This is a genomic window from Haematospirillum sp. H4485 (assembly GCF_012102745.1).
Lineage (GTDB): Bacteria > Pseudomonadota > Alphaproteobacteria > Rhodospirillales > Rhodospirillaceae > Haematospirillum.
In genome coordinates, this window is record NZ_JAAVSY010000014.1 from 25,460 (window position 1) to 44,145 (window position 18,686).

Genomic DNA, 18,686 nt, shown 5'->3' on the forward strand with positions numbered 1-18,686 from the left:
TGTATCCGGCATAGAGCGCCAATCATGCTGACAGTTGCGAGTAACCAGAATTCTGTTGGTTGTTGATGCAGTGGGTCGACAAAAACAGATGCCCAGGTGATGCTTGGAGGGTGCTGTCGCGCCCTGTGGGTTGATACTATTATATTCTGGCTGGCCACGAAATATCCGGTCTTGCGGGAAGGAATAAAATGGATCCATGTCAGCCGTTTGGTGATCAGGCTTTTCGCCGGAAAGATCCTTATGGGCGGTGGCCCGAGATGACCTATGGCGGTGCCCTGAGTTTTTTGCGGCGCCCCTATACGCGCAATTTGCAGGGTGTTGATGTTGCCGTTATGGGAATTCCCTTTGACGGTGCGGTCACCTATCGGCCAGGAGCCAGGCTTGGTCCACGGGCCATACGGGCTGCCTCGGTTTCCTTGGCCGAGCTGAAAGCCTTTCCGTTTGGCTTTGATCCTTTTACACGCTTGTCGGTGATTGATTACGGCGATTGCTTCCTGGATCCGCATCACCCGGACGGCATTGTCTCAACGATTGAACGTGAGGCGCGCGCTATTCTGGACACAGGTACGCAGCTTGTCAGTCTCGGGGGGGATCACTTTGTAACCTATCCCCTCTTGAGGGCCCATGCCGCAGTCCATGGTCCCTTGGCCTTGGTGCATTTTGATGCCCATAGTGACACGTGGGATGATGACGGGTGTCGCGTGGACCATGGCACCATGTTTGCGCGTGCCGTACAGGAAGGACTGGTGGATGTGGCCCGTTCCGTTCAGCTTGGCATACGGACCCATAATGACCGGGATTATGGTTTTCGTGTCCTGACCGCACCGTGGATCCATCGGGAAGGGCCGGGCAAGGCGTCTCAAATTGTTCACGATCGTGTTGGTGGTGCGCCGTGCTATGTTACGGTCGATGTAGACTGTATAGATCCAGCCTTTGCGCCTGGAACGGGTACTCCTGTTGTTGGTGGACTGTCCTCATACCAGTTCTTGGATATTTTGCGGGGATTGAGCGGCCTGAAAATCATCGGTGTTGATGTTGTTGAGGTGGCTCCTGCCTATGATGTATCGGACATAACAGCACTGCTGGCAGCAACTGCTGCGCACGACTGTTTATGTCTGATGGCAGCAGACAGACCTGAATATGCTCACGGTCGGCAAGAGAGGTGAAGCGTGCACATTGGTATTCTGGAAACCGGACGACCACCGGATGAACTGGTGAAACAGCATGGATCTTATGCCGACATGATCCGCACCTTTCTGGCCCGTGAGGAACCGGATTGGTCGTTCTCCGTCTACCCGGTTATTGATGACGTGTTCCCGCAAGATGTATCGCTCTGCCATGCATGGGTTATCAGTGGGTCTCGTCACGGCGTTTACGAGAATCTAGCATGGATGATCCGCCTGAAGACATTCCTTGGGCAGGCCATTGCAAAGTCTGTTCCTGTTGCAGGGATTTGTTTCGGGCACCAAATCCTGGCTGAGGTCATGGGCGGTGTTGTCCGCAAGTCCGAGCGGGGATGGGGCATTGGAGTACAGGAGTATATGTTGCAGATACCTGACTCTGCCGGGGGCAGCTTGCAGCTACACGCCATCCATCAGGATCAGGTTGTGGTGTGTCCTCCCGGAGCAACGGTTCTTGCTTCTTCCTCTTTTTGTCCCTATGCGATGCTGGCTTATGGCAACAAAGCGCTCGGGATTCAGGCGCATCCGGAATTCTCCCGTGATTTCGAGAAGGATCTTTTGCTTTTGCGTCGAGGGCACACCCTGCCGCCGGATCTTGTTGATCAAGCGGTTACTCGTTTGGGGACGGAAAGAGTCAAAGCTGATTCCGCAGCACTTGCCCATCGTATCAGCGCTTTTATCAAGGCTGGGATCTGTCAGGCATCATAAATGATACCGAGATGATGCTCCATCAGGCAAAGCTATCATAGAAGGGCTGTCTGCTATCGGTGTGTACGGTGTATAAATAGATCTTATGCTCCACAGCCTCACTCATATGCCAGAATGCGAGGAGGGTTGCGAGAGCGACGTCGGAGAGGAAGTTTCTGTCGAGTTTGTCATAGCGGGTTGCGACGCGGCGGAAGTCCTTGATGCGACAGAAGGCGTTTTCGATCAGGTGGCGGTCTCGGTATCGCCGCGCGTCACAGGCGATGGCGCGCTTTCTGTTGCGGCGTCCAGGAATGACGGGCACGACCGAGAGGCTGCGCATTGGCGTCATATCCCTTGTCGGCAAGGACGTAGCGGGCTTCGGTCAAATTTGCGAGCAAAACCGGTGCGGCCTTCATGTCGGCGACATTGCCCGCGGTCAGGTGAAAAGCAAAGGGTCGCCCCGGAACGTCTGTCAGAGCGTGGATTTTGCTGGTCTGGCCGCCGCGCGATGGACCGATGCCCTGCGCTTTCACATAGGTGCTGTCGATCGCGGTGCTCGTGGTCACCGCGCCCGATGTCGCCAAGGCGTCGAGCAGGCCCACCCGGAAGCGCCTGCGAGACCACCGGTTGAAGCGATTGCAGATCGTCGTCGAAGGGCTATAATCCTGCGGGCAATCGCACCATCGGCATCCCGTCTTCAGGACATGGATGATCCCGGAGATCACGCGCCGGTCATCAACACGCAGCGCACCCGGTTGGTTCCCGGGAAAATGCGGCTCTATCGCCGCCCATCGGGCGTCCGAAAGCCAAAACAGCTGGGCCATTCATGCCTCCAATCTCCCGATTGAAGGGTATGAATCTGATTTGAAGACCACGAACAATACCATGATTGAGTCTGGAGCCTAACAACGGCCATACCGTCGATGAGGCACTGTTGCAGTATCTGTCGCCCTTGGGCTGGGAACACCACATCAACCTGACTGGCGATTACCTCTGGCATAGCCACATCATTTTCCATTCTCTGAGACGACTCCATAAACTCGCCAGCTCCGGCGGCAAGTTCCTCATCGGTCAGGCTTGTTTCTGCTTGATCTGCTGACTGACTCAACATCCTGCACGGCACTGCCAGACGGCATCTGTTCACAAGATTTCTTATTGTGCCTTGGTTCGGTATGAAAAACCGCCAGGGGATTTGTTGTCCTGTGTCTGTCATGGTCTGAACTTGCTATTTTTATTCTGTACAAACGAGACAACAAACATATGACTGAAACATTTCTTCATGGTGTCGAGGTTCTGGAAATTGATGCCGGACCACGCCCGGTGCGGACCGTCCGGTCTTCGGTGATCGGGGTTGTGGGAACAGCGCCGGGGGCGGATGCGGATCGTTTTCCGCTGAATACCCCGGTGCTGGTCAGCGGCAGCCGCACCGAGGCCGCAAAGCTCGGCAGCGACGGGTCTTTGCCCGATGCCCTGGACGGTATCTTTGACCAGATCGGTGCTGTGGTGGTGGTGATCCGGGTTGACAAGGGCAAATCCGACGCCGAAACGCTGGCCAATGTGGTGGGCGGTGTTGATGCGGCCAGCGGTCAGTTCCGTGGCGTGCATGCGCTGCTGGGAGCGGAATCGGTGGTGGGTTTTGCACCACGCATCCTGTGTGCTCCCGGTTTCACCCACCAGGCTGAAGAAGGACAGGCCAACCCGGTGGTGGCCGAGCTGAAAGGCATTGCCGACCGTCTGCGGGCTATTGTGGTGGCCGATGGCCCCAATACCACTGACGAGGCTGCCCAGGCCTATGCACGACAGAATGCCGGGACCCGGGTCTACATGATCGACCCTTGGGTCAAGGTTCTGGACCGGTCCGGCGCGGTTGCCGTGCGTCCGGCATCGGCACGCGTGGCCGGTATCATCGCCCGTGGTGACAACGATCGTGGTTTCTGGTGGTCGCCGTCCAACCAGCCGGTTAACGGCATTGTTGGCACCGCCCGTCCGGTTGATTTCAAGCTGGGTGATACCGCCAGCCGCGCCAACCTTCTGAATGAAAAGGGCATCGCCACGATCATCTGTCAGGATGGGTACCGCCTGTGGGGGAACCGCTCCCTGTCGGCGGATCCCAAGTGGGCGTTCCTGTCGGTGCGCCGCACAGCCGACCTGATCAACGAAAGCCTGCAACGGGCCCACATGTGGGCTGTGGACCGGAATATCACCAAGACCTACGTCCAGGATGTTACCGAAGGCGTCAACGCCTACCTGCGCACCCTGACCAATCTGGGTGCCGTTCTGGGCGGACGGTGCTGGGCTGATCCGGACCTGAATACCCCGGCCAACATCACCCAGGGCAAGATCTACTTCAACTTCGATTTCACCCCTCCCTATCCGGCGGAGCACATCACGTTCCGTTCCCACCTGGTCAATGATTACATCAAGGAGGCCTTTCACTGATGGCCGCGCGCGACGTTCTGAAAAATATCAACCTGTTCGTTGACGGGCGTGGCTATGCCGGACAGATCAGCGAGTACAACGCGCCGGAACTGACCTTGGTCACCGAGGATTTCCGGGCCGGTGGCATGGATGTACCAGTAACGCTGGACATGGGCATGGAGCCTTTGGAAACCAGCTTCAGCTTGATCAGCTACGACCGCGATGTGTTGGCCCTGTTCGGTGTTGCCGAAGGAAAAAGCGTGCCGTTGACTGTACGTGGTGCCCTGGAATCCTGGGACGGCACGGTCACACCGGTTGTGCACCACATGCGCGGCAAGATCACCAAGATCAGCCGTGGGGCCTGGACACCCGGACAGAAAGCCGAGCTGAAGATCACCATGCGCCTGGATTACTACCGTGAAGAACACGGTGGTCAGCCGGTTCACGAGATTGATGTCATCAACATGATCCGCAAGGTCAACGGCGAGGACCGCCTGGAGAGCGTACGCCAAGCCTTGTCGATCTGACAGTGGTTCTGGCCGACGGGCCGGGATGCATATTTTTTCCCGGCCCTTGGTCGTCTTTTCTCCTAATTTTGGTAAAATACTATGTCTTCTGACACGACTGATATTGTTCTGGACCGTCCGCTGATGGTGGATGGGACCGAAATTATGACCGTACGCATGCGCGAACCTACGGTACAGGACCAGATTGCGGCCAGTGAGGTCAAGGGCAGCCCCGCCCGGCAGGAAATCGCCATGATCGCCAATTTGTGCGAAATTACCCCGGATATGGTTCGTCAACTTTCTCTGCGTGATTACAAAAAGTTGCAGCAGGCTTTTCTGGGTTTTACCGAATAAGGGCTGTCGATGTGCGTGCCGGGGTTATTGCCCTGGCCTCGCATACCGGGTGGTCCTGGTCTGAAATCGGCAGCATGCCGACCAGCACTTTTTTATGGTGGATTGAAGGTTTGCCAAAACGTGATACGTGATAAAGAATCGACGCCTGATATGGCGCCGGAATCGGGTAAGTCCGGTTTTTCCAAGAGATCTAAAAAAAAACAGGATCGGGGGCCGGTTATGACCCAGGCGGCACCATCAATCCGGGCTGCCGTGAAGGGAGGGACTGCTTCCTCCTCGGGTTTCTCTGCCGGTGCGTCTCGCTCCTCAGTGGATTCCGGCGTTGCATCCGTCATGAGAAATGCTGCCTCCGGATTCTTCTCGCTGTCTTCGGCGTGGGCCGAAAGGGCCGTTGATTTCGATACAGTCATTCAGGAAACCAGTCGCTTGATGCAGGCAGGTCCCGAGGGGGCGCAGCGGCTCTCTGACCTGGCCATTAACACAGCCCGTTCCGGGGAGTGGTCTCCTGTCCAGATCGGGCAGGCCCTGCATGCTGCGGGCCAATCCGGTATGGCCGAAGGGCGGGCGGTTGCCTCGTTACCCGGGGCGTTGCTTATGGCACAGGCCGGAAACATGGTTCCCGCTGATGCAATGGCCCTGTCTGCCACAATCCAGAACCGGATGCCGGTTGACCCGTTGGATATGACCCGCATGGCAACCATGCTGGTGCAAACCGCAGGGGATTCGGCACGTGCTGTTCCCCTGCTGGGCCAAGCTCTCGCAACCGTTGGCCCGGATGCGGTTGCCGGCGGTGCCAGCCTGGAACAGGTCACTGCAATGCTGGGTGTGTTGGCCGAAGCGAGTCTGGAGGGCGAAAAAGCGGGCTTGGCTCTTGGTCATGTTATCTCTGGACTGGCGGATCCTTCTTCTGATGTTGCATCCCTGTTGCAGGCAATGGATATCGGTTTGCGGGATGCATCCGGACAGATGCGATCTGTTCCCGATGTGCTTGGCGATCTTGGCCAAGCTATGGTCGGCCTTGATGCCTCAGGTCGGGAGCAGCTCACCGGGCATCTTTTCGGCACCGATCCGGATACTTTCAAGGCGGGGTCGGCCTTGGTTTCTTCTGCCGGTGCCGGTCAACTCCAGGTCCGCACAGAGCAGCTTGCTGCTGTCACCCCTGTGGTGTCTTTAGAGGGAGCTGATCTCGATACGCTGGATAACCGGCTTCAGTGCTTGATCAACAAAGCTGACGCTTTTGCCATGGCACTGGGCTCCATGCTGATGCCCTGGATCCGTCCCTTGATGGAAGTGGTAGCAACCATTCGCGAGGTGGCCAAGGTTGTTGGCATGTTTACGGATGCATGTGCGGTACTGCGTGCGGTTGGCACCCTTGTGTGCCCGGTCTTCAATGTGTTGACGGGTATCATGCGGGTGATCGGAACAACTCTGATGGGGCTTGGCCCGGTTTTGAATATGGTTGTCTTGGGTATTCGGGCGATTGGCATTGCCATGATGGCCAATCCTCTGGGGCTTGTTATCACGGCTATCGCCTTGGCTGCGGGGTTGCTGATTGCTCACTGGGAGCCTGTCGTCGCGTTCTTTTCCGATCTCTGGTCCGGGTTGTCCGATGGTGCGGCCACAGCGTGGGATGCGATTTGCAGTCTGGTCATGGAAAAGGTCAAGTGGCTGACAGATGTGCTGACCCCTGTGTTTACCCTGTTCGGGTTTGGTGACGCTGCAACACAGGCGCCACCCATTCTTCCAGCTTCTCCGTTGCCGGGTTCACAGCCGACCCCGTTGCCTTCTTCCCTTCCTGCTGTGCCTCCGGCTTCCCAGTCGGCAGAGCTTGAGCGCTCCGTCGCCGCTTCACAGGTTATCGGGCGCGTCGCTCCTGCAACAGCTGCATCCGGAACCAGCACCACCCATCATGTTACCAACGCAAACACAATCACGATCAATGCCCAGCCCCATCATAATCCGCAGGATATTGTTGATGAAATGGAACGTCGGCAGAAACAGCGCAGCCGGGGTGCGCTGTATGACAGCACACTGGTTTACGAGGCCTGAGAATGTCTGATGTCATGATGCAACTTGGTGCTTATCAATTCAGCATCAGTACTGCGGCGTACCAAACTCTTCGACGCTCTGTTGCATACCGTTGGTCTGCCCAGGATCGTATTGGCCGTTCGGCGGCCTTGCAGTTCACCGGCCTTGGTGAAGACACGCTTACGCTGGACGGCGTGATTTTCCCGACCCACAAGCATGTATCCCACCGTGCCCCCGGCACCGGCTTTTCGGCTGAAGGCTTTGCCAAGTCTCATGCTTCCGGAGCCAGTCAGCTTGATGCCATGCGCGAACAGGCAGCCACAGGCAAGCCTCAGCTGTTGCTGGATGGGCAGGGCCAGATTTTGGGACAATGGGTCATAGAACACATCGAAGAGCAGCAAGACACGTTTGCTCGTGCCGGTGTTGCGCGCCGTCAGACATTTAGTCTCAAGCTCAGGAAATATGATGACAACTCTTCAGTACAAAACATGTGATGGTGATACCGTTGATCTGATCGCCTGGACATATTATGGCCGTCGTCGTGGACGATGTGTGGAGCAGCTTCTGGATGCCAACCCCGGACTGGCCGACCAAGGTCCGGTCTTGCCGGCAGGGCTGACTGTTTGTCTGCCTGACATCCGCGAGCCTGTCTTTGCAGGAGGCATTCGTCTGTGGAGCTGAAATACAGACCCGATGTTCGTATTGTTGCCAACAACAGCGACATTACAGCACTGATCCGTCAGCGTCTGATCCGTTTGTCCTTGACCGATGAGGCTGGACTCCAGAGTGACACCCTGGAGCTGGTTCTGGCCGATCATGATCCACTACAGCCTATTTTTCTGCCTGCATCAGGCGCAGAGCTTGAAGTCTGGCTTGGGTATACGGGATCTATGTCCCGTATGGGGCTTTTTGTCGTTGACGAAATGGAGCTTTCCGGTCCCCCGGGCTGTCTTCTGATCAGGGCCAAGGCTGCGATACAAACAGCAACACCGACGGGAAAGCATTCCCTCTATTCCCAGAAGACACGCTCCTGGCCATTGGATACAGGGTTGAGTTCCCTTGTCGAGAAAATTGCCGGAGAACATGGTCTGCGTGCTGCCATCGCGGCCGATATTGATGAGATCCCGATTCCCCATATTGATCAGGTCAATGAGTCTGACATCAATCTTCTGACCCGGCTGGGGCGTGACACGGGACTCGTCATCAAGCCGGCTGATGGCGCGCTTGTTGTTTGTCGTCGTGGGCGGGGTATATCTGTTACAGGCCAGCCGCTTCCTATCCTTGAGGTACAGCAGCAAGACGTGAAGTCATGGCGCGTATCACTCAGTCAGCGCGAACAGGTTGGCTCTGTCGTTGCCTTGTATCGTGATGTGGAAGCCGCTGATGATTGCGAAGTGGTTGTGGGGGAGGGGGAACCTGTGCGGCGCTTGCGCTACCATTATCCGGACAGATGCAGTGCTGAACAGGCAGCCCGTGCTGAACACGAAAAATCTAGTTTCCTAAAGGGAACATTGTCTCTTGTCCTTGCTGGCAACGGTGCCTTGGTTGCTGAGGGTCGCCTAAAGGTCAGGGGATTTTGTGACCGTCTCGATGGTGAATGGCTGATAACGCGCGTGACGCATGCCCTTGACGGTAATGGCTATGTGTCCTGTGTGGAAGCCAGTCGCTCTGTTGCAGAATCTTGATTGATGGCTACGTTCGCTGTGCAACTTTTATGCAATAAATCATGATCCTGAGTTTCGTATTACTGTATGAAATTACTGGACTACTATAGAGAGAGATCACTTAATAATGAAGTGACTATGAATGGAGCAATATCTCCGAATAAGTAACTTTCATTCACCATCATTAATCAATGTTAATAGTTTATAATTTTTCACTTTTTTCAAAAAACATCTTGATTGCTATGCGCCTCATGCATTATTAGTGTGAGTGCTTGTTCTTTATAGGCAGTCATTTTTTCTTTTTTAAGAAGGAAAATTCACACCTGTATTGTTAATTAATTAACGCGTAGTTTAATTTTTAATATAAAACGAGGCATTTATTTTATTTTGTCGTGAGAAGTGATGTGTTTTGTGCGGCATTCCGTAATGAATAGTCGCCCGGATAGGAGTATGTGAGATGCAGATGAATTCAGAATTTTTTACTGTTGATGATCTTCTGATTCGGTGGGGTGGAGTTATTGCAAAAGGAACTCTTGCCAATTGGCGGGCAAAAAGAATTGGTCCTGCATATGTGAAAATTGGCGGTCGTATTCTTTACCCTGTTTCTATTGTAGAAACGTGGGAAAAGACAAACATGCGATCATGTAATTATAATTAATTATTAATAAAACACTAAATTTATTTATGAATTATTTTCTATAATATTTAAGCAGTGCGCCCTGTTCCATGAATTCATGGTCAGGGCGTCAGCATTTTACAATAGAGAAAAAATCCTGATCGCATTCTGATTGCCCAGATTGCACTAGAATGCCACTAGCTTCAGATGCATGCTTCTGTATTGGTTCTTGTGCTGGCAGGAGGTGGCTGGTTATGGCCATGAAGAGCTTTATCCGGCTTCTGTGCCTGGCTGGGCAGTTCCGGTGGCGTTTTGTTTCCGCCTGCCTGCTATCATCGGTTGCTGTCGCTCTTTCGTTGGCTCCGTTGCTTTTTATATGCCTTGCCGTAGAATCTCTCTCTTCTGATAATACCTTTATTTTCTGGATCAGTGTTTGTGTTGCTGCTTCCTGCCTTGTGCTTCAACCGCTGTGCGCCGGCCTTGCCACTGGTATTGCCCATGCTGCAGCCTTTGACACGTTAGCTACGATAAGGCATGCGCTTTTGCGCAAGTTCGGCTGTTTACCACTTGATTTCTTTTCGTCAAGACAGACTGGGGCCCTTAAGCGCTTGGTCAATGAGGATGTTGAGGTCTTGGAGCTTTTTCTCAGTCATCAGCTCCCTGACATGGTGTCCGCTCTGTTGGCGCCTTTGTCAGCTCTCGTCTTTCTGGCAGTGATTGATTGGCGTTTGTCCGTGGCGGCATGTGGCATTGTTCCTTTGGCCATTACAGCCAATGCTTTGATGATGCGGGGGCATTCCGGAAAGATCAGCCAGTACTTTCGTCTTTTGGGAACGATCAATGCAGCAGCCGTCGAATATCTACAGGGTATTGATGCTCTGAAAACAGGAGGGCGTGGCCTGCGAAGCTTTCGTGTTTTTCGTAATCATGTCTGTGCGTTTCGCGACTTCGCTGTATCTTGGCAGAAGCAGTGGCTTGGTCCGTGGGCATTTTTCTCTGTTGCAACCGGTGCATCCTTGCTCTTTGTTGTGCCTACGGGAATGTGGCTGGTCTTGCATGTAGGCGTTATGCCGACAACGATGCTCCTTGCCGTTTTTATCGCAACCGGCATTAGCGCTCCCCTGACCAAACTTGTCTTGTATGGAGAGGTCTTTCTGCGGGTCAGCAAGGCTGAACAGGCTATTACCCGGATTTTGGAAGAGCCAGAACTTACGACAGAAAACCTGCACTATATTTCGTCTATTTCTTCATTCGGCTTTCATCTTGACGCAGTGGGATTTCAGACAGAAGGGGAAGTCCTATTACGTGACATAAGTTTTGAGATACCAGCGAACCAGACAACAGCACTGGTTGGCGTATCTGGTGCTGGAAAGACATCTTTGGTCCGGCTTCTGGTTCGTCACATCAGGCCGACATCTGGACATATTTCCTTGGCAGGCCGGGGTCTTGATACCTTCGCCCCGGATGAACTGGCATTGTGTATCGGACTTATCAACCAAGATGTCTTTTTATTCAACGATACTATTGCCGCCAACATTGCCGTAGGCATGAGAGATGCCTCTCATGAGGCCATTCTGGCTGCTGCAAGGGCAGCTAACGCCTTACACTTCATAGAGCAGCTCCCCGAAGGATTTGACACCGTTATTGGTGAAAATGGTGTTCGTTTGTCAGGCGGAGAACGTCAGCGGCTTGCCTTGGCCCGCGCTTTGTTACGTGATGCTCCGATCCTGATTCTGGACGAGGCAACGTCCCATGTTGATCCGGTGCACGAGGCGCTGATTCAGCAAGCTGTCAATCAATTGGCTGGCCGAAAGACGATTGTGGTTGTCTCGCATCGACTGGATAGTGTGTCGGCCTGTGACCAAATTGCTTTGTTGTCCGATGGTCGCTTGGATGCTGTCGGGACTCACGAGCAACTCCTTGGTTGTTCTTTGCTCTACAGCCGGCTCTGGGCGTTGCAGTGTCGTAACCTGTCCTGGTCACTTGGATGCCCGCCAATCGATGGAGAAAGGCACCTTGGAATCTCGGCAGGGACCATGGCGGCATCATGAAGAGCGGGAGATCCGGTATGATGGTTTTGCTGCGTATCCTGAACCTTTCCGGTGTGGAGCGAGGCGCTATGGTACGTTCCATCCTGTTCAGAATTCTGGAGAGTATGGCGGCAGCGCTTCCGGTCGGCTTGGCATGCCTGGTGGTTATGGCTCTGATGCAAGATCAGCGTGTTGTGCCATGGTTACCATATTCCCTGGATACGATGCCGGCTGTGATGTCCGTCGCTGCCGTTTTTGCGGTTCTTTACGGGCTACAATGGGTGTTATCCCATCTTGGGAGTTTGTATGGTTATGGCGCGGGCCTGAACATGACGGCGAACCTGCGTATCCGGATCGCAAAAAAACTGCCGACTTTGCCCCTATCATGGTTCAACAAGCATGATTCCGGTGAACTGGCTCATATCGTGATGCAGGATATGGTGACGATCGAGCAGGTTCCCGGGCTTGTAATCCCGCGCCTTGTCACGGCCATGACGTTGCCTGTTGTTGCGCTCTCTGCCTTGATGTTTCTGGATATACGTATGGGTATGGCGCTGTTTTTTGGTATTGGGTTGTCTATACCTGTCTTGATTCTTGGCCATCGTACCCTGCGCCGGGCTACGCAACGTTACGTGCAGTCCCAGTCCGCCATGAATGCGCGACTGATCGAATTCATTCGTGGGATTGCTGTCATCAAGTCCTTTGGACTGGCCAGTGACAGCGAGACGCGCTGTTATCAAGCTATCGGCTCATTTCGTGATCGTTCACAGGATTTAACATGGTCCTTCGTGCGGCCGATGATCGCCTTTCCGTCTGTCTTGATGCTTGGCTGTATTCTGGTTCTGGCCGGCGGTGCATACTTTGTGGTGGCGGGAACACTGGAGCTTGCAGCCTGGCCTGTCTTTTTCTTGGTTTCCCTGCGTTTGCTCGGCCCGTTGGCAAATCTCATGGAGTTTTCCGCGCTTGTCCGCCAGATGGAAGCCGCAATGGAGCGCATCATGCTTATTCTTGATGCGCCGTCGGATGAGGTGACCGGGGATTACTATCCGATTGATTGTGCCGATATCGTTTTCCGCAATGTCAGCTTTTCGTATGCCGACAAATTATGTCAGGCTGGGCCGGATACTGCTGGCCATGTTGTTGATCTTGATTTTACAATTCCCACCAATACGGTGACGGCCATTGTTGGCCTGACGGGTTCCGGGAAAAGTACCTTGGTCCGGCTTCTGGCCCGGCAGTATCAGCCTGCCTGTGGGCAGATCATGATCGGCGGTGTTGATCTGGCAGTAATACCGGATCAGCAGCTGCATGGCCTTGTTTCTGTCGTGTCCCAGACCGTAACCCTGTTTACGGAAACGGTAGCGGATTCTATTCGTGCAGGCCGACTGGATGCCTGTGATGATGATGTAGTCAAGGCCGCCCGGGCAGCGCGCTGTCACGATTTTATCATGCGATTGCCTGATGGTTACAATACAGTCCTTGCTGGTGCCGGTGCGGCGTTGTCCGGCGGGGAGAGGCAGCGCATTGCTTTGGCCCGAGCCTTTCTGCAAGACAGTCCCATCCTTGTCCTGGATGAAGTGACATCTGCGCTGGATATTGAGAATGAGCGTCTGATACAGGAGGCGCTGGGGGATCTTGTGCATAACCGGACTGTTCTGGTTATTGCACATCGTTTGTGGACAATACGTAATGCTCACCAGATTTTGGTCATGGATCATGGGCGCATTGTCGAACGCGGGTCTCATTCAGAGTTGATTGGTGGCGGAGGTTTGTACAAAAACCTCTGGTCTGCTCTTGCATCAGCACCAGGATGGCATGGCTCTGGAGCCAAGGCTGCCTGAATCGTACATCCTTTTTTTCCAGTCTCGATAATGCCCTAGTTCTCTGCAAACGGGGCGGAAAGGTGCTTGGTGTTTTATCAGAAAACTCTTTTAATCCCGATTGCGATGTATTGATAACCAATCGCAATAGAGATTGGCGCCAACATGCCGTCATGTACACCGTCCGTGATTATACGGTGTTTGTACCCGGGAGCGTTGGTGATGTTGGAACATGTTGCGGTGATGAGGGAAGGCCGTGCCGTCAGGAGTGCTGGCCAAGATGATAACGAACGTCACCGTCCTTTCCCCCTGACCGATATCCAGCACGCTTATTGGGTTGGTCGCAGCAGCTCCCTGGAACTGGGGAATGTGGCCTGCCATGTTTATTTTGAATGGGCCTTGGGCACATTGGATGTAGAAAAGCTAGAAAAAGCCTGGAACGAGGTTATTCGGCGCCACGATATGATGCGTGCCATCATACAGCCTGATGGTCGCCAGCGTATTCTGCCTGAAGTACCTTGGTATACAGTAATAGTTGACAGCCCCGACGCAGAAGATGCTGACCAAACTGTATCCATGACGCGCGACAGGATGTCTCGCCAAGTTCTGGATGCCGGGACGTGGCCGTTGTTCGAGATGCGTGCCACCCGCCTTTCAGATGCCTGCTTTCATTTGCACCTTGATATTGATCTCTTGATGTTTGACGTCCAGAGCTTCCACGTATTTCTTGCGGATCTGGAGCACTTGTATGCGGGGATACCCGTTGATCCGCCGCCTTCTTTTTCATTTCGTGACTATGTTCTTGCAACAGAGAAGAGACGTGGGACGCAGGCTTGGAATGATGCCCGCTCATGGTGGCTTCAGCGTCTTCCTGATATGGCACCTCCTCCTGACCTTCCCCTTGCTGTTGCGCCCGGATCCCTTCCTTTCCCACGCTTTCGCAGACACATCCGGAGCCTGGCCCCACAGGCATGGTCACGCCTTGTACATCGTGCTGCAGAGCATGGCTTGACCGGATCCGCTGTCCTTCTGGCAGCATTCTCTGAAGTTCTGGCATATTGGTCTCGATCTCCCCGTTTTACGGTCAATCTGACCCACTTCAACCGAGAACGCCTGCATCCGGACGTGATGCGGCTGGTCGGTGATTTTACCTCGGTCCTGTTGGTCACAGTTGATTGTGCTGAGAACAAGTCCCTCTATGAGCGGGCACAAAACATACAGAAGGAGATGTGGAGCGGACTGGCGCACCGGGTTTACTCCGGTGTTGATGTCATGCGTGACGTGTCGCGTTTGTCTGGAACTGTGGATGCCGGACGCATGCCGGTTGTCTTTACCAGCCTGCTTGGCATGGATATTGATCATTTGGCTGATACGGAACGGGAAGGGGCATTGCTGGGGGAGCCAATATGCTTGGAAACGGCAACACCACAGGTTTGGCTTGATCACCAAGTTATGGTGCGGCGCGGCGAATTGGTCTGGAACTGGATTGTTATTGAGGACCTTTTCCCGCCGGGGCTGGTCGAAGGCATGATGGATGCCTATGACAGGCTTCTGGCTTCCTTGGTTGATTCTGAACAGGCCTGGCAGCAGCCTGTTGGTTCTTTGCTGACAGCGGCCCAGTTGGAGCCACGCCAGAGCGCGAATGCAACCGATGCGCCGTTCAAGCCATTCCTTCTTCATCACCCTGTTTTTCAGCATGGACGGAACAAGGATGGCCTTTCAGCTTGCACACCTGCTCTGTTCCATGGGGCAGAGTGTCTTGGCTATGCGACGTTGTTGCAGCGTTCGGAACAACTTGCGGCTTGTCTGGACATAGAGCCCGGCGATTCTGTGGCGGTTGTTCTGCCAAAAGGCTTGGAGCAAATTATTGCCGTTCTGGCTGTCCTTGAGGCCGGTGGAGTCTATGTCCCCGTTTCACTTGATACGCCACGGGCCCGTCTGGCACAGGTTCTTGATAGCGCGTGTGTGCGGCTTGTGCTGTGTCATCAAGATCATGCTGCCCCTGATCATATACGCTGTCTTGATCCCTCTCTTCCTGTTATTCCCAAAGCGGGTCGTCTGCCTGTGTATCAGCCGCGTCAACCGGAAGATCTGGCCTATGTTATCTACACATCTGGCTCAACCGGGATACCCAAGGGAGTTATGATCAGCCACCAAGCTGCTGCCAACACGGTGGCTGATATCAGTCGTCGCTTTGCGGTTGGTCCGCATGACCGGGTTCTTGCTCTTTCATCTCTGGCATTTGACCTGTCTGTTTACGATATTTTCGGTGTTCTGGGGGCTGGTGGGGCACTGGTTCTTCCAGATGAAGACCAGCGTCTTGATCCCCTGCACTGGGCTGACCTGATGGATCGTCATGGCGTGACAATCTGGAACACGGTCCCAGCCCTTCTGGAGCTGTTGGTTGATGTGCTGGAAAAGGGACAGGCACAAACACCCCGTGGTCTGCGCCTTGTTCTTCTGTCCGGGGACTGGATTCCAGTTAGCCTGCCGGGGCGGTTGAGGGCTTTGTTCCCCGATGTCCGTATTATTGCCATGGGTGGTGCGACGGAGGCTTCGATCTGGTCCAACTGGTTCGAGATCAAGAATGTTGATCCGGTGTGGCGCTCTATTCCTTATGGGTTCCCGCTGTCCAACCAGCGCTACCACGTTCTGGACCGAAGATGGCGAGATCGACCGGACTATGTGGCCGGAGACCTGTATATCGCCGGATCTGGTCTGGCGGATGGCTATCAGAATGACCCGGAAAAAACGTCACAATCTTTCGTGCAGCATCCACAAACGGGTGAGCGTCTGTACCGCACCGGGGATATGGCCTGCTATTGGCCTGATGGTACCTTGGAATTCCTGGGAAGAGAGGACAATCAGGTCAAGGTCGCCGGTCAGCGCATCGAACTGGGTGATATTGAAGCTGCCTTGATCCATGCCAGCGGAGTTCGTGATGCGGTCGCTGTTTTCACACCCGGGGTATCCGGCGGTAGTGGGGGGCGTATTACAGCCTTTGTTGTCCCTGTTCCGGTGCCGGCGGCAAGTTCTGCTTTCTCCCTTCTCCCGTCCTTGTCAGCGGATCGATACCAAAGGGCATGTGAGGCATTGTCCGTCCCTGTTTCTGGTCTTGGGCCTGATATAAAGACCTGCGCAGAGGCTTTTGGTATTGCCGGGGATCGCCTGGCTTTGTCTGTGATGGAAACAGTTCTGGCCCGACGGGATGTGTTTGACGGTTCTGTTCCGCTAACCATGCCAGAGATCATGCGCCGCAGTGGTATTGCCGAACGTTATGCCGGTTTACTGGAGCAGTGGATCAAGGCCTTGGTCGCGGCGGATGTGCTGGTAGAGACTGATGCTGGTGGTTTCTCAGCCCTGCGGCCCTTGCGTTGTGATCCTGATGCCGGGCAGGCGTTCCTCCAAGATTTGAAGTCTGTCGAGGCTGACTTTGAGAACTTCCGGATTACGGACTGGGTCGAGGCGTGTATTGCGCATTGTGACGAGCTTCTTGATGGCCACCTTGATCCGGTTGAAGTTTTGTTTCCCGGCGGGGACAGTGCCTTGGCGGGTGATCTTTACCGCCATAATCCCTTGTCCGCTCCTTATGGGAAGATGGTTGCGGCAGCCGTTCGTGCCTTTGCAGAGGCGGCCCCTGATTCCGCTGTATCCATCATTGAAGTCGGTGCAGGAACCGGTGGGACAACAGCCCATGTTCTGCCGGTTCTGGATCCGGGGCGCAGTGAATATATATTTACAGATATCTCGTCCTTCTTTCTGGATCACTCCCGCTCCGGTTTCTCTGATTGCCCGTTCCTGCAGACAGCATGCTGGGATATTTCCTGGCACCCATCCTCTGCGGGGCTGGGAGAGCATAGTGCGGATATCGTCATAGCCAGCAATGTCCTGCATGATGTGCGTGATATTCCGACCGCCTTGGCCAATCTGCGTTCAGTGTTGAAGCCGGGGGGGCTTCTGGTCCTGCGCGAGGCAACCCGACACAATCTGTTGCAGCTGGTGACAGCCGGTTTTCTTGAAGGCTTTGGCCATTTCACCGATTTTCGTCGCGATGACGGTCGGCCATTGGTTGATGCTGAAACCTGGTGCCGCGTTATGGAAGACGTTGGGTTCCTTGTGCCCTGTGTTTCTGATGGTGGTGCGGCATGGGCTGGTCAGCATGTTTTTGTTGCCCGTACTCCTGGCCGGGCTGTTTCCTTGGATCAGTCTGCCCTGGTGCGGGAGCTGTCCGAACACCTGCCCCCGGGCATGTTGCCCTCATCTTTTATTGTTCTGGACCGGCTTCCGCTGGGTCTGAATGGCAAGGTAGATCGCAAGGCATTGGCCTCGCTGGTCCCATCTGTTACGGCAGGCTGCTCCGTGGATGCCGTGTATACGCCTCTTGAAAAGACCATTGCCACGGTGTGGGCGGATATTCTGGGTGATATGCCTGGCTCCGGGGATAATTTCTTCCTGTCGGGAGGAGACAGTTTGCTGGCCACGCATTTGATCAGCACACTGCGAACAATGGGTTGTGGTACCCCAACGCTGCGTCTGTTGTTCGAAAATCCGGTTCTGCGTGATTTTGCGGTCGCACTGGATGCATCCGGGGCTGCCCCATCCTTGGAACCTGATAATTTTCCGGCTGTCCTGCATCTAAGGACGGGCGTGGACGCAAAGGCACACCTGATCCTGTTGCCCGGCAGTGATGGCATGGCCACTCTTTTTGCACCTCTGGCGGCACGTCTTGACAATACGATAACGGTGACAGCACTGCGGACACCGGGGCTGGCCAAGGGTGAACAGCCGGCTTGCAGACTGATTGATCTTGTTCAGTATTTCAGGGGTGTTATAGGCCAGTTATCTTCTGGCCTTGGTTCATGTCCCCTGTATCTTGGCGGGTGGTCTTTTGGTGCCTTGTCCATTCCCGGCTTGGTATCTGCCCTGAAAGACGATGGTCTTTCTGTTGCCGGGGCTGTTCTGCTAGACCCGCCACCTGTTGGTGCCTTTGCCCTTGGTCGTCCCGATCCCTCTGGCATGCCGGCCGCCCCGGAAACATCGTCTGCCCTGATGGCCTTACTGGGTATCCAGGAAGCTGATCTTGATCATAAGCAGGAGCAAGCACTGGTCCAGCGTTTTACTGCCATGGTTCGGGCCCATCGTACGGCGATGCAAGACATGCCCGCACCGTTTGTTGAGCCACCAAGCCTGGTGATTGCGGCAACAGAGGTTCCCCCGGAATGGCAGGATCTCCCCGCCTGGCCCGATGGGATTGTTCCTACCATTCTGGTTCAGGGAAACCACTGGAGCCTTCTGACAGATCCTGTTTCCCTCGATGCTCTGGCCCAAGCCATTGAAACCATCATCCGCTGTCCGGTGCATACCCGGCCATAGCAGGAGAAT

12 protein-coding genes and 2 pseudogenes are annotated in these 18,686 nt (G+C 54.5%); 13 read left to right on the forward strand and 1 reads right to left on the reverse strand.

The features are described from left to right. The first annotated feature begins 188 nt into the window (after positions 1 to 188). Both speB and HEQ61_RS09820 read left to right on the forward strand, forming a co-directional pair. On the forward strand, positions 189 to 1,166 hold the full coding sequence (gene speB, locus HEQ61_RS09815) for an agmatinase (RefSeq protein WP_168021156.1): 978 nt from the start codon (positions 189 to 191) through the stop codon (positions 1,164 to 1,166). 3 nt (positions 1,167 to 1,169) lie between these two features. Next, positions 1,170 to 1,889 carry a type 1 glutamine amidotransferase gene (locus HEQ61_RS09820; protein WP_168021155.1) on the forward strand — a complete coding sequence of 240 codons (720 nt, stop codon included), beginning with the start codon at positions 1,170 to 1,172 and terminating at the stop codon, positions 1,887 to 1,889. Between the two features lie 109 nt (positions 1,890 to 1,998). Here the strand turns inward: HEQ61_RS09820 and HEQ61_RS09825 are convergent. Continuing rightward, positions 1,999 to 2,692: pseudogene (locus tag HEQ61_RS09825) on the reverse strand (IS5 family transposase); the annotation flags it as partial. An 83-nt stretch (positions 2,693 to 2,775) separates the two neighbouring features. On the opposite strand from HEQ61_RS09825, the pseudogene HEQ61_RS11620 reads away from it, so the two are divergent. The 11 genes and pseudogenes from HEQ61_RS11620 to HEQ61_RS09875 all read left to right on the forward strand — a co-directional run. Beyond that, positions 2,776 to 2,967 (forward strand): annotated as a pseudogene (locus HEQ61_RS11620) (hypothetical protein); the annotation flags it as partial. A 161-nt stretch (positions 2,968 to 3,128) separates the two neighbouring features. Continuing rightward, positions 3,129 to 4,307 (forward strand): phage tail sheath subtilisin-like domain-containing protein, encoded by a 1,179-nt coding sequence (locus HEQ61_RS09830; protein ID WP_168021154.1) that lies wholly within the window; start codon positions 3,129 to 3,131, stop codon positions 4,305 to 4,307. Continuing rightward, positions 4,307 to 4,813: a phage major tail tube protein gene (locus HEQ61_RS09835; protein WP_209315720.1), complete on the forward strand. Its 507-nt coding sequence runs from the start codon at positions 4,307 to 4,309 to the stop codon at positions 4,811 to 4,813. The genes HEQ61_RS09830 and HEQ61_RS09835 overlap by 1 nt, the downstream gene beginning before the upstream one ends. 81 nt (positions 4,814 to 4,894) lie before the next feature. Continuing rightward, positions 4,895 to 5,146, forward strand: a complete 252-nt coding sequence (locus tag HEQ61_RS09840; protein ID WP_168021153.1) for a phage tail assembly protein — start codon at positions 4,895 to 4,897, stop codon at positions 5,144 to 5,146. A gap of 219 nt (positions 5,147 to 5,365) precedes the next feature. Then, complete coding sequence (locus HEQ61_RS09845) at positions 5,366 to 7,195, forward strand: phage tail tape measure protein (protein ID WP_168021152.1); 1,830 nt, start codon at positions 5,366 to 5,368, stop codon at positions 7,193 to 7,195. Between the two features lie 2 nt (positions 7,196 to 7,197). Further along, entirely contained in the window at positions 7,198 to 7,668 is a 471-nt protein-coding gene (locus HEQ61_RS09850) for a phage tail protein (protein WP_168021151.1), read from the forward strand. Continuing rightward, positions 7,637 to 7,855 (forward strand): tail protein X, encoded by a 219-nt coding sequence (locus tag HEQ61_RS09855; RefSeq protein WP_415877258.1) that lies wholly within the window; start codon positions 7,637 to 7,639, stop codon positions 7,853 to 7,855. The genes HEQ61_RS09850 and HEQ61_RS09855 overlap by 32 nt, the downstream gene beginning before the upstream one ends. Continuing rightward, positions 7,846 to 8,859, forward strand: a complete 1,014-nt coding sequence (locus tag HEQ61_RS09860) for a phage late control D family protein (RefSeq protein ID WP_209315719.1) — start codon at positions 7,846 to 7,848, stop codon at positions 8,857 to 8,859. Before HEQ61_RS09855 ends, HEQ61_RS09860 begins: the two co-directional genes overlap by 10 nt. A gap of 849 nt (positions 8,860 to 9,708) precedes the next feature. Further along, a complete protein-coding gene (locus HEQ61_RS09865) occupies positions 9,709 to 11,505 on the forward strand; it encodes an ABC transporter ATP-binding protein (protein ID WP_168021150.1) in 1,797 nt (598 codons plus the stop codon). Between the two features lie 17 nt (positions 11,506 to 11,522). Beyond that, positions 11,523 to 13,325: an ABC transporter ATP-binding protein gene (locus HEQ61_RS09870; RefSeq protein WP_168021149.1), complete on the forward strand. Its 1,803-nt coding sequence runs from the start codon at positions 11,523 to 11,525 to the stop codon at positions 13,323 to 13,325. A gap of 201 nt (positions 13,326 to 13,526) precedes the next feature. Continuing rightward, complete coding sequence (locus HEQ61_RS09875; RefSeq protein WP_168021148.1) at positions 13,527 to 18,677, forward strand: non-ribosomal peptide synthetase; 5,151 nt, start codon at positions 13,527 to 13,529, stop codon at positions 18,675 to 18,677. Positions 18,678 to 18,686: the final 9 nt, after the last annotated feature.